Source organism: Niastella sp., assembly GCF_045805085.1.
Taxonomy (GTDB): Bacteria; Bacteroidota; Bacteroidia; order Chitinophagales; family Chitinophagaceae; genus Niastella.
Map to the genome: position 1 here is coordinate 1 of NZ_JBJMLX010000578.1, position 22866 is coordinate 22866.

The following is a 22866-nucleotide window of genomic DNA, read 5'->3' on the forward strand; positions in this document are numbered from 1 at the left end:
ATCCCCAAAACCACCGCTACCAATCCGCAGGATGATTGCGCCGCCAAATGGACCGTGTGCGATAGCAACACCCTGAAAACCTTCAGCGCAGTGGGGTATTTCTTTGGGAAGAAATTAAATAAGGACCTGAATGTACCCATTGGTTTAATTAATAGTAACTGGGGTGGCACCCCTGCCGAAGTATGGACGCCCGATTCGCTGGTGAACAACGATGCGGAACTGAAAGGCGCCGCTGCCAAATTAAAGGCTAATGGCGGCTGGCCCATTACACCGGGTTACACTTATAATGCCATGATAAACCCGATCGTTAATTATAACATTGCGGGCGCCATCTGGTACCAGGGCGAAAGTAATACGGAAACCAATGCTTCGTATGCTAAACTGTTTACTATCATGATCGACAGCTGGCGCAAGGCCTGGGGCAAGGAATTCCCTTTTTACTATGTGCAGATCGCACCTTTTAAATATGGTACCCCGCTTATTGGCGCCCTGCTGCGCGAACAGCAAACAAAGGTGATGTCGCATCCGCAAACAGGCATGGTGGTTATTACCGACCTGGTAGCCGATACCAATAATATACACCCCACAAATAAGCACGATGTGGGCGCCCGCCTGGCTAACTGGGCCCTGCACGATACCTATAAAAAAGAAGGTTTCGCCTATAAAAGCCCTATGTACAAAAGCATGGAAGTAAAGAAGGGCAAAGCATATATCAGTTTTGATAATGCGCCTACAGGTTTGATGTGTACCGGAAAAACGATCACTGAAATATATGTGGCGGGCGCCGATCAGCAGTTCTACCCTGCTGAGGCCAAAATTGAAAATAACCAGCTGGTGGTATGGAATAAACTGGTGAAAGAGCCGGTGGCGGTGCGCTATGGCTTCACCAATACGGCGATGGGTAATTTGTCTGGGAAGGAAGGGTTACCGGTGAATCCTTTTAGAACCGATAGCTGGTAGGTTTAAAGTTGAAAGTTCAAAGTTTAAAGTTGAAAGTTTAAAGTACTCAGGTAGTTTGTGCAACAAATTACCTGAGTACTTTTTAGTTTAGCAATAAACTTTGAACTTAAAACTTTGAACCGGGAACTAATAAATGCGTCCCCGTCCTTCAGCCGTTTTAATTAATTCTTCGGCTAATGTATCGTCAAACACTTCCTCCCGGTTTGCCAATACTTCTCTGAGAATATCGTGAATAGTGATTATTCCCATAAACTTTTTCCCATCGATCGCCACCAGGTAGCGGGCTTTACTTCTTATCATCAGGATCATACAATGCTCCACCGTTTCTTCGGGAGCTACCACCGGTAAATCCGTGGTCATTACTTCCTGTACATGGGCCTCTTTACTACTGCGGCCTTTTAAAACTACATTACGACTGTAATCTTTTTCTGAAAAAACACCTTTGTAAACATCCCCGTCCATTACGATAAGGTAACTCAGGTTTACCTCTTCAAGCTGATGCAGGGCATCAATCACTAAAGCATCGGGCCTGATGATATTCTCCGGACGTGGTTTACTGGCGATAAGATCGTCTACCGTTCTCATGAAATGTACATTTGTTTAAAGTTCGTATTTTATTCTATACGATCATGATATAAATCATGTACCGTACTGCATATTGGCGATAAATTTATTACTTAATTAGGTTGAGCTTTCATGAACTGTCCTGATGAGCGAAGCGAATCATCCCGGTTTATCGGGATGGGCCTCGGTTTATCGGGATGCGACCTGGTTTTTTTTGAGGGCCGGGTGTGGGTAAAAAACGCCTATTTTCGCACTGATCAAATATCGCAAATCATATGAATATCCAGGAATTGTTTGACCAGGCCGCGGCCCGCAGCAAAACCCTAACCGAAAAACCGGGTAACGATGTACTGTTACAATTATATTCCCTGTATAAACAGGCTACCGAAGGCGATGTAAACATCGATCCGCCGGCCAATGCCTTTGATTTTGTTGGCAAAGCCAAATTCAACGCCTGGGAAAGCCTAAAGGGTAAACCAAAGGAGGTTGCGATGCAGGAATATGTTGATCTTGTTGGAAAATTGAAATAAGTTATTCAGTTTATAGTTTTAAGTTCAAAGTTCTCTATTTATGCGCTTTGAGCTTTAAACCTAAAACTTTGAACTTAAGACTTTGAACCCTAAATGAAGAAAACTTTCCTATATAGAGTCTGGCAACACAACAAAAAATTGTGTTACATTATCGCGGCCTTTGCAGTTTTAACAGCAGTTACTAACCTGCTGGGCGATGAAGTGACACCATTTTTTGTATGGGGAATGTATTCTGAAAAAGAAAAGCCGGTGCGGGATGTTGAGATCTTACAAACAACCATTAATGACGACACCGTTATTAATGTATACAATTACAGCAACGGGGATACCCGTTTTTACCTGGCTTCGCCCCTGGCGTATTTCAAAAAAATAAAAGACAATAATAACCAGGACCCTACCATCACCTTTCTGCAAACGAAACTGCGCGCGCATTACAACAACATTCGCCCGTTTGAGCGGTCGTTGTTCAATACCGGGCCGCAACAACAGGAGTTTTTAAACTGGTATGCCCGTTACCTGCACCAGGTAACCGTTATACCAGTGAACTCATTGCGGGTAGAGGTGGTACATGCACATTACACCAGTCAAAACCTGGTAACCGATTCCGTTAACCTGTTTGCAACATGGCAAAAACACTGACCAACATTGTATTTTACTCACCCTGGGAACGCAGGCGTATAGCCCGGATCGTATTTTTGCTGATCGGACTTTCGCTCATCTGGTCGTTTTTTTCCGATACCCTGTTGCATCAGCTACAGCGACCCGTTATCAAATTCCCTGATGTAGACCTTACTTATTGGGGCATGCACTGGCTGGGTATCCCAGAGTTTTTGACCGGTAACTTTTTTGTGGCTCTTTTTTTTGACCTGGCCCTTTTTGCCGCCTGTTGTTTGTCATTTTGGGCTCCGGAAAAACGGCTGTATATATGGTCGTTTATTGTACTGTACTTTTTTTACTTTATCACCTTCAACACGTTTGGCGCGCACCATACCAATCATAAAATAGGGTTCCTGCTCATTGCCCTTCCTTTCACAGTTACCGATTACAAATCGTTTAACTATCTATGGCAGGGCCTGCGGTATTTCTTCCTGTTTGCCCTGGCCGATGCTTTTTTATGGAAGTTCTTCCGACTGGCCTGGCTGCACACCGATCAGGGACTGATGATCATGAAAAAGAATGCGGCTGCTGTTCTATATTTCGAGTCCGATAGCTGGCTGGCTGGCTTATACCGCTGGCTCTTACAACATCCCGGTCTGGTAAATGCCGGGTACATCGCCGGTATAATAATGGAGGCTGCGTTTATCATTGGCTTTTTTACCCGCAAATACGATCAATATTTATTCGTTTTGTCAGTCTTACTCACATTGGGTTTCTGGTTGATTGCCGATGCGTATTTCTTTCAGTTTATGGTCCTGACGCTTACCCTTATAAATTTTCATAAGCTTTATGAACCGCGCCGTTTTGCCAGCAATTTGAAAAAGGGCGATATGACACCTGTATGATGGTTGGCATAAACCGTTAACAGGATATTATAAACAACATTGCTGAGCAACATGGCCAGTGCTGCACCGGTTATGCCCTGTATGGGTATAAGCAGGCGGCTTAATACGGTTAGCAGCACCACATACACCACCAGCGCAATGGCCGCTAACTTTTCCTTTCCCTGCATCATTAAAATGGTATTTGCCGGACCAAATAAGGCAAACAACGCGTTGGAGGCACTCATTAAAACAAGCGCGGGGTAACCAGCGGTAAATTCTGCCCCAAAATATCCCAGCAACCAGGTACCGGCAAATACATTCAACAATAACAAGGGTATAGAGGTAATGCCGATGATATAAGTTGACTCGGTATACAATTTTTGTTTGTACGATTGTTCCGAGGTATGGTGTACCGCAAACATTTGCGGCAATACTGAATGTAAAAGGAAAAATGGATAAATAATGAGATCGGAAAACCGGGCGCTGATGTTAAAGATGCCGATGTTTTTTTCAGCTGTAAAAAATGGCAGCATTAACATGCCGATCTTGCTCACCAGTAAATTCAACAGGCTGATGGTCAAAAAATAAAATGTTTGGGTGCGCAAGCCCTCCCCCTGGTACCGTTCAGCACCGGTTTTAAAATAGGGTTTTGTTTTTTGTACAATGAGCCAGGCCAGCACCCCTGCACAAATAAACAGGTTGAGCACTGAGATGCCAATAAGCCTGCCTGCATCCATATAAATAGATAACCACCCGGCTGCAACGATAAAGGCCATGAATAAAAAAGGTTTTAACAGGCGCTAGATCACCTGTCTTAGCCTGATGTGATTTAACGATTGTAAAACCATCTGGTTAATGGTTAAAAAAGCCGATAAATAAATAGCCAGGGCGGCAATTAAAAATTGCGACCGGTATTCACTTAAGGTTGGAATGGGAAAAAGATAAATAAGCAGTAAGAAAAGCCCGCTGATAATGATACCGCCCATCGCCACGCGGATGTTGGCATGCCTGATAACCGCTCCCGCCTGCTTCAGGTTATTCTGTACTTTGTATTTAGGCAGGCGGCTTAATACCACATCGTCCTGTCCGTTCAGGGCCAGCATGGTCAAAATGCTGATCCAGTTAAAAACGTGCACATACACGCCGTATTTTTCTGAGCCAAAGAATTTTACCAGCAGGTAATTACCTGCAAACACCAGTAAGATGGAAATTCCCTGAATGATAAAGGAATGTAAAATGCCTTTAATGAGCCTGCTACGGTCTGCCTGTTGCAGATTGCTTTTTATTATTTTCTCATAAATTGACTGTAAAAGGCTCATGTTTACTTATAGGGTTAAGACCGGGCATGAATATCAACCCAAAATATTAATTGCTTGTTTTGCGTATGCACATAATAGTCATTGAAATGAAACCCGATATACTTCCGGGTTGTTTCATAGTCGGCCCAATTATCGGGTAGCATCTCACCAAAGGGGGCTGTTAAATAATCATATCGCATTTTTCTTTCCCTGGCGAGGCGATGCCGGTTGTTGTAACGGGAAGAATACAATCCGGTGATCCGTTCCAGTTTGGTCATTACCCGGGAGGGCAATGTATGTATGCGGCTATAATGTTTTTCACCGGTTAGTGGTAACAGGCTATCCTGGTCAATTAGCTGGAAGGAGTTATAGCCGGCGGCCCGTAAGGTGTTTAGTGTTTCATACAGCTGGTCGCGATCTTTATATGTTTCCGCTATGGTATGGTAACCATGTTCACAGGAAATGTAGGAAGGACATGCTGATTTCCCCGCCAGACTGTTGATCGCAATGGCATCGTTGCCTTCAATATCAATTTTACAATAATAAGGTGTTCCGTATTTTTCAAACAGGGTCGACAACCTGGTGGTGGCAATGTTTATGGTTTGTGCAAGATTGCCATCCCTTTCTGCCAGATTTTTTTTCGCTGAACTGCGGCATACAACCTGGCTTATGTAAAAAGGTACCGTTTCATTGTCTTTTTCTGTAATGGCAATATTAACAACAGTCAGTTTTTTGTCCTTAACGGCGGTGTTGAACTTTGTTTCCAATTCTTTTGCGAGTTCAGGATTAACTTCCACGGCCACCACTCTGTATCCGAGTTCCAGGTACCAGGCGGTATCGTCACCATAGTGCGCGCCCACATCGTAAATTAAACCAGCATCTATCATAATAATACGCTTGGGTATTAACCCACAAATATATCATTTGGCCACTTACTGCCTAAAAATTTGGAAATTATCGGTTAAATAAACGATTTTAGCCAGTAATATGAAAACAGGCATTTTGGAAATGGAGCATTTTGAAGGAGCTTATCCGATCATTCAGCTATTCGACATGCCTGCCAACCAAGTAGTAGTTTTTACCAATACCTATACGTACCATCGATTTGTTGAATTGTTTAAAGAGGATATTGACAGGTTTCAATGGGTGGTGATCGATAAAACCCGTAACCGGTTGCTTTTTTTCTGGCGGCTGTACAAAGCCGCTAAAAAGCATCAGTTAGACCTGTTTTATGTGAATACCATCAGCAATAATCACCTTCTTTATGCCTGGATGCTGGGGTTATTACGCATTCACCGGGTGGTACTCACCGTTCATGATCTCAATTGTATGTTCAGGTCGCACTGGTCAATTAAGCTACGGCAATCCCTGCATCATATCGGGAAAAAGGCCCTGATTAAACGGATAAAAGAATTTAATGTGATCTCCGAGGCCATGATTGAAAATATCCGCGAGGCAACGAGGAATGAAAAAACGATCCACAACCTGCCCGGTTCAGTATTCAGGATTGAACAGACGGTTCTAACCATAAATAATTACATCCACCTGGTAGTTTGTGGCGCCCTGGAAAAAAAGCGGCGGGATTATAGCCAGGTATTTGACCTGGTGAAAGCTGCTGAAGAAAAACAGCTGCCCCTGTACATTACGTTGCTGGGCGGCTATGTTGACGAGTTTGGCAGATCCATTGTACAAAAGGCCCAGACTTTGAATACAAAATATGCCAGGCTTACTGTTTACGACTCATCGCTGGTGCCGCAGGATGAATTTGACAAACAGCTGAATAATGCGCATTTTATTCTGATTACCGATGTGATTGATACGGCTATTTGTTTTGCCATTCCCGAAACGTATGGACGTACCAAATCGTCGGGTAATGTATTCGATGGCATCAAGCACGCCCGGCCATTTATTGTGCCTGCGCCTTTACGCATGCCGGCTAACCTGGAAAGTAGTTGTTACCGGTATTCATCGAACAACCAGCTGATCGTGTTTTTAAGTAAGCTTTATGAGAACAGAAATGACTATATGTCCTGGCAACAGCAGGCGCTGGCCAATTCAAAGGAATATACCATTGATAAAGTACGGGCAAGAAATCCTGCACTTTTTGGTGTGAGCTAACGCGTACCGTTATTTGCCTACGGCTGCCATTGACACATTAAGCTGACTCAGTTCCTGTGGGGAAATGACTTCTTCCATTTTTCTGAAAATGAACTCATCTTCAAAATGACTGTGTTGGTCAACCAGCTTAATAAAGGCCTTATATAAATAATAGTCTTCATCATTGCGGTTTAACCGTTCTGCCAGCAGGCGAATGGTTTCGTGTTCGCGCTTTAAGATATTCATGAAGTTGAAAGGAAACTGATGCTTCAGCAAAAAAGGAAATAATATCGCCTCCTCCGCATCCACATGCTTTTGCAGCTCGTTTTTCCAGAATTGAACGATCCGTTGCCGGATGCTTGTTTTATCGCGTTGCTGCTGGATATCTCGTAGAAATTCGCGGCACTTAAGCCGATCTTCTTTGTGCTGCCAGGATAATACCTGTAATGCCCTTGAATGTTCCATAAACAAGTCCTCCCGTTTTGCTTAAACAAAGATCACTCCATTCGCCGACATTGGGGATAAGTTAAATTAATTTAACAGTCAATTTGCATTAGAAATTTTGAGAAAATAGAAATCAGGCAAAAAAAAGCAGAAGTCGAAGGGCAAAAGGAATAGACTGAATTTTGTCAGCCTTTGCCTTCTGCCCTTTGCTTTGTTTTATTTTAAACTATTGATGATAGTAACAAACTCGCCTGCATTCAACGACGCGCCGCCAACCAGTCCGCCATCAACATCCGGACAGCTGAACAGTTCTTTGGCATTATTGGCTTTTACGCTGCCTCCATATAAGATGGAAATGGTATCGGCAGTGGCTACGCCATATTGTTTGGCCAACACACTGCGCAAATAGGCATGCATTTCCTGTGCCTGTTCAGAAGAAGCGGTTTTGCCGGTACCAATTGCCCAAATTGGTTCATAGGCGATCACCACGCGTTTGATGTCGGCATCTGATAAATGGAACAGCGATTCCTTTAACTGGGTTTCAACATAGCTGTTCTGGGTGCCGGCTTCGCGAATGTTCAGCGGCTCACCACAGCAAAATATGGGGGTGATATTGTATTGCAGGCACAGATCCAGTTTTTCTGCCAGCATTTTATTTGATTCCTGGAAATATTCGCGGCGTTCGCTATGGCCCAGCACGCAAAATTGAATGCCGATCGATTGCAGCATTTCAACTGATACTTCACCGGTATAAGCGCCGGATTTTTTATTATAACAATTCTGGGCAGCTACGAAGTAGTTGTTCTCGGCTGAGGTTTCACTTTTTGCCATAATGAGGTATGGGAACGGAACAGCAAAAATGGTTTGCTGGTGTGCTTTTAATTCAATGTTGGCAGAAAGGATCTCATCGAGTAACTGTTCACCCTGTTGGTAGGTACAATTCATCTTCCAGTTAGCCGCAGCAATTTGTTTGCGCATATGTAATCGTCTTTTTTAGTGAATGCTTTTTTATGATTGCCCAAAAATATGTTTCAATTGAGTTATTTCTGCTTCTGTAAGCGCCTGATTTTTTAATTTTTTCCAGTTGCGGATATCTGACAGGGCTTTTTCAAATTCATACAGGCTAAGTCCCTTATTGCCCCAGGTAAAATTGGGGATGAATTTTGGCGGCATGCCTTCGCCAAATACGTTTGCGCATACGCCCACCACTGTTCCGGTATTGAACGAGGTATTGATGGCCGCCCGCGAATAATCACCCATCAGCAACCCGCATTTCAGTCCGGCTTTCAGGTATTCGCGGCTATGGTGATGCCATACATTCACTTCGCTGGCGGTATTCTTGATGTTTGAATTGGAGGTACCGGCGCCCAGGTTGCACCACTCGCCTATTACTGAATCGCCCAGGTAACCGTCGTGGGCTTTGTTGGAATAGGCGAACATGATGGAGTTCTTGATCTCGCCCCCGGCCATGCAATACGGGCCAATGGTAGTGGCACCGTATATTTTAGAGCCCATTTTCACCAGGGCGCCTTCGCCCAGCGAAAATGGCCCTCTTATCAGCGAACCTTCCAGTATTTCGGCGTTCTTACCAATGTAAATAGGCCCGGTTGAGGCGTTCAGGATGCAATGGCTCAAAATGGCGCCTGGTTCAATAAATATATTGGTGGGGTCAATGGCTTGTACGGTATCAGGAATGGGTTCAGAAACGCGATTGAAGGTCAGTAAGGCAAAATCTTCGCGCAGGGCCCAGTCGTTAAATTGAAAGATATGCCAGGGATATTGAATGATCTTTACCAGGCTGAAATCGGGTTCCTGGTCGGGTTCTGGCAGGCCATTACCATCGTACATCGAGTCTATAAAGGCCCATGTTGGAACAATATTGGCGGCAAATACCACCGCATCAGCTGGTGGCTGCTCATCTTTCTTCAATAAATAAACTGGTTGATGCAACAGCCGTTCCCATTTTTCCCGGATGGTGAGAATGCCGATGCGGATATCGGCTACGTGGCGGGTTTGTGTAAATGGATATAAATGATCTGCTACTTCGTTATCGGAAAGAAAGACCCGTTTGTTCATAATGCTTGGTTCTGGGCCAAACTTAAGGCATTTATCTGAACTGGGATGACATGGGATGTTTGGGATGGATGGGATATGTACGTAAGACTGTAGGGTGATTGTCTGGGTATTCTCAGGACATTCTCTGAACACTCTCTGAGGATTCTCTGGATATACTCATGGAGCAGTATAGCTCCAGAGTGTATCCGTAGGGGCCGTGGACAGTAAATAGGCTATTCCACTACAAGTAGACTACCATTCCTGTACCATTAGGCTACAGGCGGGGACAGTAACCATCAATATCCCAACCATCCCACGAATCCCATTTATCCCAGTTCAGACAGACGTTTATGGAGTTTCTTGCTTACTGCATCATAGCAGTGACCTCTCTTGCCATTTACAGCCATGATATAAAACAAAAATCCCCTTCCTTAGACAAGGAAAGGGAAAGTATAGCCATGAAAAACAAAAATGTTTGTATTGAAATTACGCTTTTTATTTTTTCTTTTCGTAACGTTTCTTGAATTTATCAATTCTACCCGCAGTATCTACCAGTACGTTTTGACCAGTAAAGAAAGGGTGAGACGTATTAGAAATTTCTAATTTGAGCAGGGGATATTCGTTGCCATCTTCCCATTTCACAGTTTCTTTCGAGGGAGAAGTTGAACGGCTCAGGAACTGGGTACCGTTACTCATATCTTTAAAAACAACTAACCGATAATTCTCGGGGTGAATTCCCTTTTTCATAACTCTTTGATTTTTAAATTGTACACCGATTTTGCGGTATACCCTGTTATTGTAATTGTTATACTGGTTTTAGCAGCAAAGCCGCAAAATTAGTCTTCCAATATAACTCCGCCAAATTAAATTTTATTCCTGACTTTTTTAATAATTTATTAAAGAAAAAAGGAAAATTAATAAACCGGCAGGTAAAAATAAATTTTTTAGGCAAGAAATAAAAAAGAAAGCACCGGATCCATTTTATACCTGCTACGTGCACGTATAACCTGTATACCCAATGCTTTCCGCTAATCGCATTGAACCATTTTACTAGCCTACTGCGATTTTCTGTATCTAAGATACTTACTATATAATCTCAATTCCAAAATTCCCGGCCATAGGTTTTACACCTGTTTTGCACGTGTTTATCCACATGGTGAATGGTGAATGGTCAATGGTCAATGCCGTCCGAAATGCCGGGTTCCCCGTTTAGTTCGAGATCCCGAAAATCGCGAACTATTCACCATTTACGATTCACCAACTAGCTCCGCATATTCTCATACTGCAGTGGAATGCCCAGCTCGGCGCCGCGGCACAGGGCGATCACTTCCTGCAGGTCATCGATCTTTTTGCCGGTTACCCGTACCATATCGTCATTAATAGACGCCTGTACCTTCAGGCCGGAGTCCTTGATAAGTTTAACCACTTTTTTGGCATCTTCCTGTTTCAACCCGTTGCGAACCGAAATTTCCTGTTTGGTCAGTTTGCCGCTTTGGTAGGATTCTTTACTCAGGTCGAACGCCTCGGGGGCAATGTTCTGCTTGTGGGCCCTACTGATCAATACATCTATCAGCTGACGCATTTTCATGTCGTCTTCTGTTTCAATGCTGATCTTGAACTCTTTTTTGTCGAGTTTGATCTCCACGTGCGAACCTTTAAAGTCGAAGCGATTGGTGATTTCCTTGGTGGTAACATTCACTGCATTGTCCAGTGCCTGTGCATCCACCTTGCTAACAATGTCAAACGAAGGCATAGCGTAAATTTTTAAAAAAGGGCGTTGCCGTACTAACGGAACGAACTACGAAAGTAGGGAAATGCCGTGAATGGTCAATGATGAATGGTGAATAGCTCGCGATTTTGGGATTTGAAACCAAAGCGGGAGCTCAAAATTTCGGGTTGCATTCACCATTGGCCATTCACCATTGACGCGCCCCCTTCAGGGGTTGGGAGGTAAAAAGCCCGCCCAAAACTGGACAGGCTTGGTATGTTGCACATGAAACGAAAGAAAGTCAATTGGCAATAGGCGGCTATCTGCAATTGGCAAAGTTTTTTATAGCGTATTGTCTATTGTCCATTGCCTATTGTTGGCTTCCGCCGGCCCGGTTCTGTTCTTCGGTAACGCCGCTGGTTCGGCGGCGGGCCTGGGCTACCGAGCTTTTGCCAAAACGGTAGCTGAAGGTGGCGGTAATGTTCCTGTTGTCCCACCGGTTATGTATTTTCACATCTATATCGCTGTATAAGGTTCGTCCCTTGAATTGCTGCCAGTGAAACGGATCACGAAAGTTCAGTCGCACCGTGCCCTTCCCTTTCATTACCAGCTTTTGCCCGCCCAGGCTCATAAAATACATGGGGTCGGCAATGGTCAGTTGTTCAATTGTTTTACCGCGGTACCAGCCGCTCAGTTCTGCACTCCACCCTTTTTTAAAGCTGAAGTTATTACTAACATTTACCAGTGCCGATGTATAGCTTATGTTAATGGGATCGTTTTTACCGGTGTAAGAATTGTAATAGATGCCTTCATACCGGTTGTTAAACACATTTACAAACAGGTTTACGCTCCAACCCTTTACCGGTGAAAAAGGCGCATTGATGGCCAGGCCAATATTCTTCAGCCGGGCCACATTATCGGTGGTCAGGTAAGTGATCCTTTTTTCGGTGTTCTGTTTTAACAGCTGCGATATTACATCGTCAGTTACCGTGTAATTGATGGTAGTGGTGAACTTGCCATTGAGTGTATGTCTTAATTCAAAGTTGTTTGAATATTGTGGCAACAGGTATGGATTGCCCTGGCGGTACTGTAACGAATCCAGGAACCAGATGAACGGGTTCAGGTCCTGGTAATTGGGCCGCTCAATGCGCCGGCCATACGACAGGGTAAATGAATGATTTTTATTTACGTCGTAATTAACGTACCCCGTGGGAAACAGGTTGGTATAATTGCGTGTAAAGCTGGAGTCATTGGTGACCTGGTTTCCTTTGGCGATGGTATTTTCGATTCGTAAACCGGCCTGTGCGCTCCATTTCTTCCACTTTTTGTTCAGGCTTATATAACCGGCGTTAATATTTTCTTTATAAATAAAATGATTGCTGCGGTCATCGGGTTTCCAGGTGCCGTTGTCATTGCGCTGGTAATCTACTTCGTTATCGTTCTTTACATCGCTTAGTTTGATCCCGGCGTCAAAACGCAGGTTGTTTTTGAGCGGATGCACATAATCACTTTTAATGGAATAAATGTTTATGATCCCTGGAATGTCTCCATATAAGGTCAGGTTGCCCAGGTTGCCGCCATTGCCATCGTAAATGGACGTGTACAGCGTATTTTTGGCGCTGTTGGAGTAGCCCATATAATCCAGGTCTACCGTAAGCTCGCGGCCGCTTGAATCGAACGAGTGTTTGTAGTTTATATTGGCTGAGTAATTAAAGAAATCATTTATGTTGGTGTTGTGCGAGGCCAGTACTGATTCTGTGCTGCCATCCGGTCGGCTGATGACCTGATTGCTGATGGGCAATGGGCGGCCAAAAAATCCAAACCCGGTTACTACTATACCTATGACATTCTTTTTATCGGCATAGTAATCGAAACCCAGTTTCAGGGTATGGTTGTTATTGCGAAAATTAAAATCGGTGTAGGTAAAGGAAGTAGAATTCAACGAGCCGTCTTTTTCATAAAACCGGCGGGTAAGATCAAGGGAGCCATTTCCTTCGCGGTAGTTAAAATTGTAATTCCCAAACAGGTTCCATTTTCCTTTACGGTAATTGATATTGATACTGCTGGTAGTTTTTAACGGGAACAACCATTCATCGTTCCGTTTAAAAAAACTAACGGTGCCACCCAGCGTGACACTTCCGTTCAGTCCTTCGGAAAGACTTTTCTTTGTCTTGATATTGATAATGCCCGAATTGCCGCTGGCTTCGTAACGGGCCGGCGGGTTGGTCATGATCTCTATCTGGTCAAGGGCCGAGGCCGGCAGGTTCTTCAGTACATTGGCCAGGTCGGCTGCCGATAAATAGGTAGGTTTGCCATCGAGCAGAATGCGCACGCCCTGTTTTCCTTTTAAACTGATCTCGCCTTCATTACTAACGGTTACTCCGGGCGATTTTTCCAGCACTTCCATGGCCGAGGCGCCGGCATTGGTGGGTGCTGCTTCTACATTCACCACCATACGATCGATCTTGTTTTCAATCAGGGGCCTTTTACCGGTAACCGTTACAGCGCCCAGCGCTTTGGCCTCTGATCTTTTTAATTGAAAAGAAGGTGTTTTATAGACTGCTGATGACGAAAGGGTGAACCGGTTGCTGCTTGTTTTTGCAAATCCTACTGCGGTAACTATTACGAAATACTCGCCCTGGGGCAGGTTCTCAAATTCAAACAAACCATATTTATCTGTTACAGCAACTTTAACAAGGGAAGAGTCTTTGGCCCGCTGCAGGGAGGCAGTGGCCGATTCTACTGGTTGGGCATTGTCATCGGTAATAACCCCGCTTATTTTACCAGATCTGGTCTGTGCATGCACTGAAAAACAAACAAAACACAACAAGCCCGAAAGCCAGCTCGATCTAAATTTCATGTGCAGGTTAGTTGAAGGTTTTAACAGTGGAATCTCTGGTGTAAGATGCAATGTATTTGCGATATTAAAAAACGGTTAATGATAATCAGTATTTATACCTGTACAAGGGGAGTAAATTCCGTATCAATACACCAGCGGAGAAAATTAGGGAAGAAAGGCTTACTAAAGAAAGGCACAAGACAGAAGGTTCCTGCCTACGCTAAAGCTCGGTAGCAAAGCAAGGAAAACGTTTAAAAGTTGACCATGGTCAGTATTTGGGGTTTATGTTCTACAGTCGCGCTTTATAATCCCTGTAAAAAGTAAAGGCCCCATAGAAATGGGGCCTCGTTAACCAAAACTAACTGCTTATGAGAAAAACTGTATGACTGCTATTTATGAAGAAAGTTTATTTACTTAATTAGTTGTTCTTTACATATAAGAAATTCCACATCCCGCCAGATAAACAAGTGCTATTGCTATTAGTATTATCTTTCTCATTGTCCAATCTGTTTATTTATTGCCGCTCTGTATATAAGACGCTTGAACGGTAAAAAAGGTTTCGTTATCAACTGTTAAAAAATTCTAAATACTCTTTTTGATTATTTCTTCTTTTCAAACAGCTATTATTCCTAATTCAGAAACTGTGCCATTATAACCAATTCTATTCCTAAAATCCTTTTAATCTTCAATTTTTCCTGCTGTTCGCGTGCTCGTTATTAGGACCTGCTTTTTGCCTGTGGGTTTAATGAAAGTACTGTTGCAATTGTTAATCACCTGTTATCATATACGAGATAAGGATTCTGATAGATCTGTTAGTTAATTTCCCATATTAACGCGGTTTTGTTCGTCGCTTGCGCCTCCTTTTTTACGTTGGTTATTGGTGCTTTTAATGGGTTTTCCAAACCGGTAAGTAAAGGTTACGTTTGCTACCCGCGTATCGCGCGTGTTTCTAAAACGTGCTTCGGTTTCTTTAAAATTAATATCGCCATGCGGTACCTGTGTATACAGGATGTCGCGTACGTTTAATTTAACAGAGCCCTGTCCTTTTAACACTGTTTTTGAAATACCGGCTGCCATCTGTCCCATTGCCTTCAACAGTATTTGTCCTTCCACGCCTTTGCTCAAATACCAGCCGCTCACTTCTGCCCCCCATCCTTTGCTAAAATTAAACTGGTTGTTGATGTTAAAGTACATTGTACCTGCGGCCACGTTCAGGTCTTCACCGTACAACTTGCCAGAGTAACGGGTATAGCGATAGTTGGTATAGATCATACTGGTGAACCATTTGGTAACCGGGATCTGGGCGTTTACCGAAACTCCATAATTTTCCTGCTTTCCAATATTGTTTCTTTTTACAATTGTGGCATAGCCCGACTGATCGAATGTTTCGTTGAACAGGTTGCGGGTAATACTATAGTTCAGTGTAGTGGTAAGCTTGCCTTTGAAGATATGGGTAAGCTCAACGTTGTTTGAATACTGTGGTTTTAAGTAAGGGTTACCTGCTTCATAGGTGTATTTATCAATAAAGAACATGAATGGGTTCAAACTGGCATAACCGGGTCTGTCGATACGGCGGCCAAAGGACATCCCAAACTGGTTGTTTGTAGAGGCATTGTAACTGACATATACAGTCGGGAACCAGCTGTTGTATGTGCGTTGAAATGAGGAGTCGCCTTTTGTTGGATTGCCATATTGGTGCCCTTTGTAATTGGTGTTTTCGTACCGTAAACCCGATTGAAGGCCCCATTTTTTTGTAAGCTGTTTATTGAAGCTTATATAAGCGGCATTGATGTTTTCATTGTAATTGAAATAATTTGTTTTGCCGTAATCGGTTGCCCATTCGTCGCCCTGCAACAGGTGGTAGTCGGCTTTGTTAACCGTGTTTACATAACTGGTTTTTAAGCCGGCTTCAAATTTGGCGTTGTTCTTTAATGGATGGGTGTAATCCATTTTGGCAGAATAAATGTTCACTGTTACAGGCAGTACGCCCCGTAATTGTTCTTCATAACGTTTTATCCAGTTTGGTTCTAACGTGGTATTGATGAAATGCTGATTGTTCGCATTATCATATACGATATAATCCAGGTCGGTTGTGAGTTCGCGGCCGGTGGTATCGAACTGGTGGCGCATATTCAGGTTCACGCTGGCATTCTTCCAGGTGCCGTGAATGTTTGAGCTGGCGGTGGCTATGGAATCTATTGCGTAATCGGGGTTTTCGAGATAGCTGGTGTTGGAGTTCATGCTTTTTTCAGGATTGTATACGCCGCTCAGTACAATCCCCAGGGTTGTTTTGTTATTTACATAATAATCCATTCCCAGTTTCAGGTTATTGCTGGTATTGTACCGTTTCATGTAGGCTACCTGTTCAAAAATGGCATTGGTTGTTCCATCGTCATTCTTATAACGGCGGAAGATGTCCAATTGCTGAAAATTCTTATTCCAGCCGTAGCTGTAACTACTAAACAGGTTTACTTTTCCATCGCGGTAATTCAGGCTGATGCTTTCATTGGTTTTAAAGTATACCCCCTGCCCTATGCCGGCGCTTACGTTGCCGTTGAAGCCTTTTATCTTATTCTTTTTGGTTTTAATGTTAATGATGCCGGCATTGCCCGAAGCGTCGTAACGGGCCGGTGGGTTGGTCATGATCTCTATTTGTTCCAGCTGTGAGGCCTGCATGCCTTTTAGCATATTGGCCAGGTCGGCGCCGCTGAGATAGGCCGGGCGGCCATCGATCAAAACAATTACATTTTGTTTGCCTTTCAGGCTGATGTTCCCGTCTTTATCAACCTGGATGCCGGGCGATTTTTCCAGCGCCTCCAGGGCGTTGGCGCCGGTGTTGCTTATAAAGGCGTCAACATTCACTACCGTACGATCGATCTTTTGTTCAACCATGGGTTTGCGGGCGCTGATGGTCACCGCTTTTAGATCGTTATTACGTTGGTTGAGCATAATGGCGGGTAATTCAATAACCGGGTTTTCGGCGGAAATGGTAAAAGGAGCGGAATATTGTTTTTCATATCCAACGGCCGATACGGCTACCAGGTACCGCCCTTTGGGCGGATTCTCGAACGAATACTGTCCGTCCTGATTGGTCACAGACATTTTTACTACACTGGAATCTTTCGCCTTTAATAAGGTTATGGTGGCGGCAGACAGGCTTGTTTGGTTGGTGGCTGATACTTTCCCTTTAAGCTTTGACGTGATGGTGTTTTGTGCCCTGCCTACGAATGATACTGTTAACAGTATGATTATAAACAGGTTGATAGGCGTTCTCATGACTATTTTTTGGTTGGTTGAATACTTTGCTTAATTGATTACAGTCCAAAAGTAAGTACTATGCAATGTAAAGTACCTGCTTTTGTGGTGAATGGCAAGTTGCATGGATGTTCGGAAATAATTGACATGTAAATAGGACGCGTAAGCTTGTCCAGGGTTACAGGGGAAGGTTGTTTTGGGATGAATGGCAGCAAGGTCGGTTAAGCGGATACCCCTTAGCGGGAAAAAGCGGAATTCGGGTACTAACGGTATATTATGAAATAAAGAATTATAGATGAAAAGGTTAAGAACATCGAACATTGAATGACGAACATCGAAACCTGCAGCATTTTGACCGATTTCGTTTTTAACTTGCAGCCCGTTACATTTTTCACGGACCCCTTTTAAAATTGAGTATCCCTATGACCAATCGTTACCTAATCATGGCTTTATGCCTAACCCTTTCTGTATCTGCATTTGCATACAGAGATCCCAACAAAGCTCCTCACAAGGACTGGAACACCGTATTGACCCGCAACAAGGTTGGAAAGAAGTACGTTTTTGACCGTTCAAAAAAAGGACAGTACAACCAAACCGAGCTCACCTACCTGGGAAAGGTCAAAACCAATGACGGCCGCATTTTTAAGGTGCTGACCTCTACCGTTTTCTTTGGTAATTCCCCGGCAGCCACCAACAAAATAGTGGTGTTCAACAGCAAGAACCAATATGTAGGCAACTACGCTTTTGGCGCTGATTTCAACCTTCCGAAAAAAATTGTGAACAATGAGCTGGTGTTCGATCATAAGAACACGGGCGGGCTTTGCGATCCTTCTGTGGTAAACCGCATTAGTTTCGAAGATGGTTTACCCAAGCAAATGTTCGTTGAGTGCAGAAATAAACAAGGAGACCTGTACAGTTTTAGCGATTAAAAATTACCTGAAAACCGTAACTAAAAGGCCCCCGGCAATATTGTCGGGGGCCTTTTAATGTATGCGTTACTATTTATTTTATTATGCTTTTTGCGCAAGCGCGGTCTCGTATTTCCTCTTCATGATAAAGTACAGCGCGCCGCCGCCGATCACCAGTAAAACCGCAATGATCTCGGCCTGGGTGGGGTGAAAACCAAAAATGGAGTATTTGGTGTTAACCCGGATTTGTTCAACCAGAAAACGTTCAATACCGTTTACTATCAGGTATACGCCAAACAAAGTGCCTGGGGCTTTCAGCTTTTTTCGCAACGACCATAATAACAGGAAAAGGAAAAAGGAACAAACCGTTTCATAAAAGGGCGTTGGAAATACCGGTATGGGCAATTGATTGCAGTATTGCTCATCGGTGCAACCGGGTATGCGAACGCCTTCGTTCACTACGTTGTGCGGATAGGTATACGCAAACAGCCAGTTAGGCAACCAACCCGGCGCCTTTACGCTGATATGCGGAATTTCAGCAGTATTATTAACCTGGAAATTTCTTAAGTAAAAATTACTGTTCGACTGTAAGGTGCGTTGAAAAGTGGCGGTATCGGCCAGCACCACTTTTGATTTTGGTCCGGGTTCGGTTACATAAGCGCTGTTTAAAACACCCCAGTCGCCATCACCGGCCACCTGGCAACCAATTCGGCCAATGGAATAGGCCAGAATAAGGGCGGGTGCAATAGCATCGCACAACAGCGTGAAATTGATCTTATGCTTACGGGTGTAGAACCAGATAGCCACAGCGGCACAAATAAGACCGCCGTAGAAGGTCAACCCGCTAAATGATAATAAGGCCTCTACCGGATTTGCTACGAAGTCGTTCCAGTTTTCGAGGTTATGGAAAATTTTGGCGCCCAGAAATCCGAACAGGGCGGCATAGATCACCAGGTCGCCTACTCGATCGTGCGGCCAAATGCGAATGGTGCGCTCTTCAGGTTTATCCAGTTTTTGTTTATGTCTTTCCCACCATTTTAAACCGGCAAACAAAATACCCAGCGCTATACCAACCGGCCAATTGCCTTCTGATGAAAAAATGAATTGTTGCGGGTCGCCGCTGGCCTTACCCGATATAAATAATCCGATGATCTTATATCCTAATAAAAAGCCTAACAGGAAATTCAGCAACAACTCCCCGGCACTGGCTGGTTTGCCTACAATCATTTTAACATCCTGACCTGTTAACAAACCTGCTCTTTCCTTGCGTTTTAATTCAATGGTCAGAATGTAGGCGGCAGCTAAAAACGACAGGGCTACGAAAAAACCAAAGGAATTAATAAAACGAAGTCCGTTCCAGTTAACACCAAAAATATCCTTAAAAGCGTAATATAGGTTTGGATACATGTATCAGGAATAGATTTTAATCTACCAATAAATTCAATAAAGGTGCAATGATAAGGAAACCAATTGGCAATTGGCAATTTTGCAATTGGCAAATTATTCCCTGACCGGCGCCAGCCTGCCTGCAGGCGAACGCTCCGCATTCGCGAATTATTGCCTATTGCCTATTGATATTGCCAATTGAAATAAAAAACCCTCTCAGGAATGAGAGGGTTCATCACTATGAACAAAGCTGAATTAATCAGCTAAGAAATTTTAACAATATTCTTCAAATGCTGCGATCAGGTTGTGAGCGATCAATTGCGCAGGGCGGCCTTCGATCATGTGTCTTTCGATGAAGTGCACCAGCTGGCCATCTTTAAACAACGCAATAGCGGGTGAAGATGGCGGATAAGGTAATAAATGCTCACGTAATTTCTTTACAGCATCAATATCGTAACCGGCAAAGCTGGTTGCTAAATGATCGGGCTTTTTTGCCGAGTTGGTTACAGCCATCAATACACCTGGACGAGCCGAACCTGCCGAGCAACCACAAACCGAATTGATCATTACCAGGGTTGTGCCTTTTGAATTCAATTGACTATCAACATCTTCTGAGGTTAACAGCTCTTGGAAACCGTTGTCTGTCAACTCCTCTTTCATTGGGAGTACTATTTCTGTTGGATACATTCTTGTATTTTTTAATTGAAACGCAAAACTACGTAAAAAGTTCATTTATACTTTGTTTCGGAATTTATGTCAGGCCGAATTGCTTTAGACTGCTATTGTGTCTGCCTGAATTGCCCCCCTTCTGTCAATCCTGTCTGGTTTTTGGCCATTTTTCGCAATGGTACACTGTTTGAAAATTAGGTAGGCGTACAACGAAATTTAAAAAACAATAAAATTTATAATTATGACAGTAAGACTGCACCATCCCGCAAGAAAATCTTTCGATTCTGTAGTTGATGATTTCTTTAACTCAATTCCCGGTTTATGGAATGAAGGATACAGCGGCATTAACCTGGCGCCTGTTAACATTGACGAAACTGCTGAAGGTTTTCAACTGGAAGTAAGTGTACCAGGGATCAGTAAAGAAGAAATTAAAGTGAACGTTGATAAAGGTTTATTAACGATCAGCTATGATAAAAAAGACGAAAACAAATTGGAAGGTCAGAAGTCCATTCGCCGCGAGTTCAGCCGTAAAAGCTTTAAACGCAGCTTTACAATAGCCGAGCAGGTAAATGCCGATGCTATTGAGGCTAAATACGAAAACGGTATCCTGAGGCTCTTCCTGCCTAAAAAAGAACAGGTAAAAGAAACACCTAAACAGGTATTTGTTCAATAATAATAGTAAAAGAAATATTAAAGTTTTGGTTTCATAAGCAGTTGGTTTTGGTTTAAAAGGCCATCCGCCGTTTGGTGGATGGTTTTTTTTGTCTTTTGCACTAACTTCGGCCCCCATGAGAGCACTTACCTTCTGTATCCGAAAGACGTTGGTATTGATCGTGCTATGTATATTTTCAGGCGTAGGGATGATTTCTGCTCAGGAGCGGCCGTCTGTAGATAGCGCATATCATAGTCATAAACATGTTGACTCGTTACTTTATAGTCATAAACATGTTGACTCGTTACCTTTTGTTATTGATTCCGCCGAGGTAGCTTTGCGGATCAAGAACCTCAACCCGTCATTTAATCTACACGTTGACTCTTCACTGGCTTACAAGCTGGAGATAAATAAGGACCAGTCGAAATACTACTGGTTCCTGCGCAACCCGCCTGTGGGCCTGCGTATCAATAAGGATAACGGTTTGTTAACCTTCAAGGCGGAGAAATCCTATTTTCTTTCCGGCAAACTGAAATACGACTATCAGTACCGCGTGAGTGTGGGCGTACAGAACCTGGAAATGCCCAACGATCACGTTGATACCGCTTTTTATATCACCTTCTATAATACCGATATCATTCCATCGAAGGTTAAACCTACTGTTGGGTCAACCTTAACGGTCGATGAAGGGGATACTGTTGCGTTTAAAATACAATGTGAAAATGGGAACTTTCCTATTGAAACAATTACCTTTTTTGCCAACATGCCGGTGCGGGGCGCTACGCTTGTAAAAAAATGCGACGATGATTTTGTGTGGTCGCCGTCTTTTGATTTTGTAAAGGAATCGGATCCCGGTAAGGAAAGAACTGTTGTCCTGAGCTTTGTGGGTTCCAATAAGTTTGGTATTCGCGATACGGCCCAGGTTAAGATCGTTGTAAAGGATGCATTGAACTATCCCTTGTCGGTAGAAGATTATAAACTGACGGTGAATGTGATCAACAGCTATATTTTACGGTTAAAATATACCTTTCTGCAAATAGATAAAGGAGTGAAAAGGACCAAGGGTACGCGTACCACTTTTGATATTACCGGTTCTGCTACTGCGTTAACCGGCAGTATCCTGGCATCCTCTTCCAAACCCAGTGATATTGGTAAAGTAATGCCAAGTGTGGGTGTTTCATTGGTGCCGGTGAAAGAAGCTGTAGCCCCGCAAAAGGTTACGGAACAAAACCAGGCCTCACAGATCCGCTCAACGGTTAAACGGCTGGAATATATGGTAAGCGACAATGCGATTGTTGGTGAACGCGATCCTGACATTGCCAGGAAAACCGCCAAACTGAAAGAAGAGTTAAAACAGGCGCAGGTGCAGCTGGTTGATATTCCCGTTGAAATTACCAGCGGAATGAGCGAAAAGGAATTGAATGAATATTTCAACAGCAAAAAGGTGATGAAGAAATACAGGTTGAAGAGGTAGTTGATCAGTTGACCAGTTGAACAGTTGACCAGTTAACAAGTTAACTGGTCAACTGTATTTAGTCTTTTTTAGTATTTCCACAGTCCTTTCTCCGCGTATCTATCAAATACTGGATCTTCCAGGTATTATCGATCCAAACCAGTTGAAAGGAATTTACCCCGCAGTGGTGGAATTTTCCTTTGTAATAGAACTGATACGGAGCCCATACCATTGCGAGCGGGCCATCGATACGGATGGTCTCAAATTCAACCCGTTCGTCGGCCTCCCCTACTTTTTGGTCACCAATAAACTTTACAAAGTCTTTAAACTTGTCGCTTTTAATATAGACCTGTTTCTTTTTATTGGTGGCAACGGTTTGTAGTATGGGATCATCGGTAAAAGCCGATTTCAACAGTACGGTATCTGCATTCTTCATGCCTTCAAACAACCGGTTGATGGTGGTTTTCACCGAGTCTTCGGTTGTTTGGGCCTGTACGGTTGAGGTTAAGGCCAGCACTACAGTAAATAAAATCGCAAATCGTTTCATGTGGTCAATTATCAGGATCT

23 protein-coding genes are annotated in these 22866 nt (G+C 43.5%); 8 read left to right on the plus strand and 15 right to left on the minus strand.

All coding sequences use genetic code 11. The annotated features are described in order from the left end of the window. Nucleotides 1-960, plus strand: a 960-nt coding sequence (locus ACJ751_RS30040; RefSeq protein ID WP_407749238.1) for a sialate O-acetylesterase, incomplete at its 5' end; no start/stop codon positions are given. Between the two features lie 126 nt (nucleotides 961-1086). Here the strand turns inward: ACJ751_RS30040 and ACJ751_RS30045 are convergent. Next, entirely contained in the window at nucleotides 1087-1545 is a 459-nt protein-coding gene (locus tag ACJ751_RS30045; RefSeq protein WP_407749239.1) for a CBS domain-containing protein, read from the minus strand. A 254-nt stretch (nucleotides 1546-1799) separates the two neighbouring features. Between ACJ751_RS30045 and ACJ751_RS30050 the strand changes: the two genes are divergently transcribed. The 3 genes from ACJ751_RS30050 to ACJ751_RS30060 all read left to right on the plus strand — a co-directional run bounded on the left by ACJ751_RS30050 (nucleotide 1800) and on the right by ACJ751_RS30060 (nucleotide 3556). Beyond that, nucleotides 1800-2054 carry an acyl-CoA-binding protein gene (locus ACJ751_RS30050; protein ID WP_407749240.1) on the plus strand — a complete coding sequence of 85 codons (255 nt, stop codon included), beginning with the start codon at nucleotides 1800-1802 and terminating at the stop codon, nucleotides 2052-2054. Between the two features lie 138 nt (nucleotides 2055-2192). After that, nucleotides 2193-2693: a hypothetical protein gene (locus ACJ751_RS30055; protein WP_407749241.1), complete on the plus strand. Its 501-nt coding sequence runs from the start codon at nucleotides 2193-2195 to the stop codon at nucleotides 2691-2693. Then, nucleotides 2678-3556: a hypothetical protein gene (locus ACJ751_RS30060; RefSeq protein ID WP_407749242.1), complete on the plus strand. Its 879-nt coding sequence runs from the start codon at nucleotides 2678-2680 to the stop codon at nucleotides 3554-3556. Before ACJ751_RS30055 ends, ACJ751_RS30060 begins: the two co-directional genes overlap by 16 nt. Here ACJ751_RS30060 and ACJ751_RS30065 read toward each other — a convergent pair. Genes ACJ751_RS30065 through ACJ751_RS30075 form a run of 3 tightly spaced genes read right to left on the minus strand, consistent with a single transcriptional unit; the run spans nucleotide 3499 to nucleotide 5720 of the window. Beyond that, nucleotides 3499-4311: a polysaccharide biosynthesis C-terminal domain-containing protein gene (locus ACJ751_RS30065; protein WP_407749243.1), complete on the minus strand. Its 813-nt coding sequence runs from the start codon at nucleotides 4309-4311 to the stop codon at nucleotides 3499-3501. The genes ACJ751_RS30060 and ACJ751_RS30065 overlap by 58 nt on opposite strands. Nucleotides 4312-4335: 24 nt before the next feature. Next, nucleotides 4336-4854, minus strand: coding sequence for a lipopolysaccharide biosynthesis protein (locus ACJ751_RS30070; RefSeq protein ID WP_407749244.1), 519 nt, complete (start codon nucleotides 4852-4854; stop codon nucleotides 4336-4338). Between the two features lie 14 nt (nucleotides 4855-4868). Further along, nucleotides 4869-5720, minus strand: coding sequence for an FkbM family methyltransferase (locus tag ACJ751_RS30075; protein WP_407749245.1), 852 nt, complete (start codon nucleotides 5718-5720; stop codon nucleotides 4869-4871). A gap of 100 nt (nucleotides 5721-5820) precedes the next feature. Here ACJ751_RS30075 and ACJ751_RS30080 point away from each other — a divergent pair, with 100 nt between their 5' ends. Continuing rightward, complete coding sequence (locus ACJ751_RS30080; RefSeq protein ID WP_407749246.1) at nucleotides 5821-6951, plus strand: glycosyltransferase family 4 protein; 1131 nt, start codon at nucleotides 5821-5823, stop codon at nucleotides 6949-6951. Between the two features lie 9 nt (nucleotides 6952-6960). Here ACJ751_RS30080 and ACJ751_RS30085 read toward each other — a convergent pair whose 3' ends face one another. The 8 genes from ACJ751_RS30085 to ACJ751_RS30120 form a co-directional block, all read right to left on the minus strand. Then, nucleotides 6961-7395 (minus strand): hemerythrin domain-containing protein, encoded by a 435-nt coding sequence (locus ACJ751_RS30085; RefSeq protein ID WP_407749247.1) that lies wholly within the window; start codon nucleotides 7393-7395, stop codon nucleotides 6961-6963. Between the two features lie 195 nt (nucleotides 7396-7590). Continuing rightward, nucleotides 7591-8352: a triose-phosphate isomerase gene (gene tpiA / locus ACJ751_RS30090; RefSeq protein ID WP_407749248.1), complete on the minus strand. Its 762-nt coding sequence runs from the start codon at nucleotides 8350-8352 to the stop codon at nucleotides 7591-7593. Between the two features lie 30 nt (nucleotides 8353-8382). Next, a complete protein-coding gene (locus ACJ751_RS30095; protein ID WP_407749249.1) occupies nucleotides 8383-9450 on the minus strand; it encodes a putative sugar nucleotidyl transferase in 1068 nt (355 codons plus the stop codon). 474 nt (nucleotides 9451-9924) lie between these two features. Beyond that, complete coding sequence (locus ACJ751_RS30100) at nucleotides 9925-10176, minus strand: type B 50S ribosomal protein L31 (RefSeq protein ID WP_407749250.1); 252 nt, start codon at nucleotides 10174-10176, stop codon at nucleotides 9925-9927. Nucleotides 10177-10690: 514 nt separating this feature from the next. After that, on the minus strand, nucleotides 10691-11182 hold the full coding sequence (locus tag ACJ751_RS30105; RefSeq protein ID WP_407749251.1) for a YajQ family cyclic di-GMP-binding protein: 492 nt from the start codon (nucleotides 11180-11182) through the stop codon (nucleotides 10691-10693). A 325-nt stretch (nucleotides 11183-11507) separates the two neighbouring features. Next, nucleotides 11508-13997 carry a TonB-dependent receptor domain-containing protein gene (locus tag ACJ751_RS30110; protein WP_407749252.1) on the minus strand — a complete coding sequence of 830 codons (2490 nt, stop codon included), beginning with the start codon at nucleotides 13995-13997 and terminating at the stop codon, nucleotides 11508-11510. Nucleotides 13998-14405: 408 nt separating this feature from the next. Beyond that, entirely contained in the window at nucleotides 14406-14474 is a 69-nt protein-coding gene (locus tag ACJ751_RS30115) for a lipoprotein (RefSeq protein ID WP_407749265.1), read from the minus strand. 318 nt (nucleotides 14475-14792) lie between these two features. Then, nucleotides 14793-17252: a TonB-dependent receptor domain-containing protein gene (locus ACJ751_RS30120; RefSeq protein WP_407749253.1), complete on the minus strand. Its 2460-nt coding sequence runs from the start codon at nucleotides 17250-17252 to the stop codon at nucleotides 14793-14795. Between the two features lie 422 nt (nucleotides 17253-17674). On the opposite strand from ACJ751_RS30120, the gene ACJ751_RS30125 reads away from it, so the two are divergent. Further along, a complete protein-coding gene (locus tag ACJ751_RS30125) occupies nucleotides 17675-18160 on the plus strand; it encodes a hypothetical protein (RefSeq protein ID WP_407749254.1) in 486 nt (161 codons plus the stop codon). 81 nt (nucleotides 18161-18241) lie between these two features. Here ACJ751_RS30125 and ACJ751_RS30130 read toward each other — a convergent pair whose 3' ends face one another. Further along, nucleotides 18242-19546, minus strand: coding sequence for a prolipoprotein diacylglyceryl transferase (locus ACJ751_RS30130; protein WP_407749255.1), 1305 nt, complete (start codon nucleotides 19544-19546; stop codon nucleotides 18242-18244). Nucleotides 19547-19798: 252 nt separating this feature from the next. Next, nucleotides 19799-20212: a BrxA/BrxB family bacilliredoxin gene (locus ACJ751_RS30135; protein WP_407749256.1), complete on the minus strand. Its 414-nt coding sequence runs from the start codon at nucleotides 20210-20212 to the stop codon at nucleotides 19799-19801. Nucleotides 20213-20435: 223 nt separating this feature from the next. On the opposite strand from ACJ751_RS30135, the gene ACJ751_RS30140 reads away from it, so the two are divergent. Then, a complete protein-coding gene (locus tag ACJ751_RS30140; protein WP_407749257.1) occupies nucleotides 20436-20867 on the plus strand; it encodes an Hsp20/alpha crystallin family protein in 432 nt (143 codons plus the stop codon). Between the two features lie 115 nt (nucleotides 20868-20982). Beyond that, complete coding sequence (locus ACJ751_RS30145; protein ID WP_407749258.1) at nucleotides 20983-22320, plus strand: hypothetical protein; 1338 nt, start codon at nucleotides 20983-20985, stop codon at nucleotides 22318-22320. A 58-nt stretch (nucleotides 22321-22378) separates the two neighbouring features. Here ACJ751_RS30145 and ACJ751_RS30150 read toward each other — a convergent pair whose 3' ends face one another. Beyond that, entirely contained in the window at nucleotides 22379-22846 is a 468-nt protein-coding gene (locus ACJ751_RS30150) for a hypothetical protein (protein ID WP_407749259.1), read from the minus strand. Nucleotides 22847-22866 lie beyond the last annotated feature (20 nt).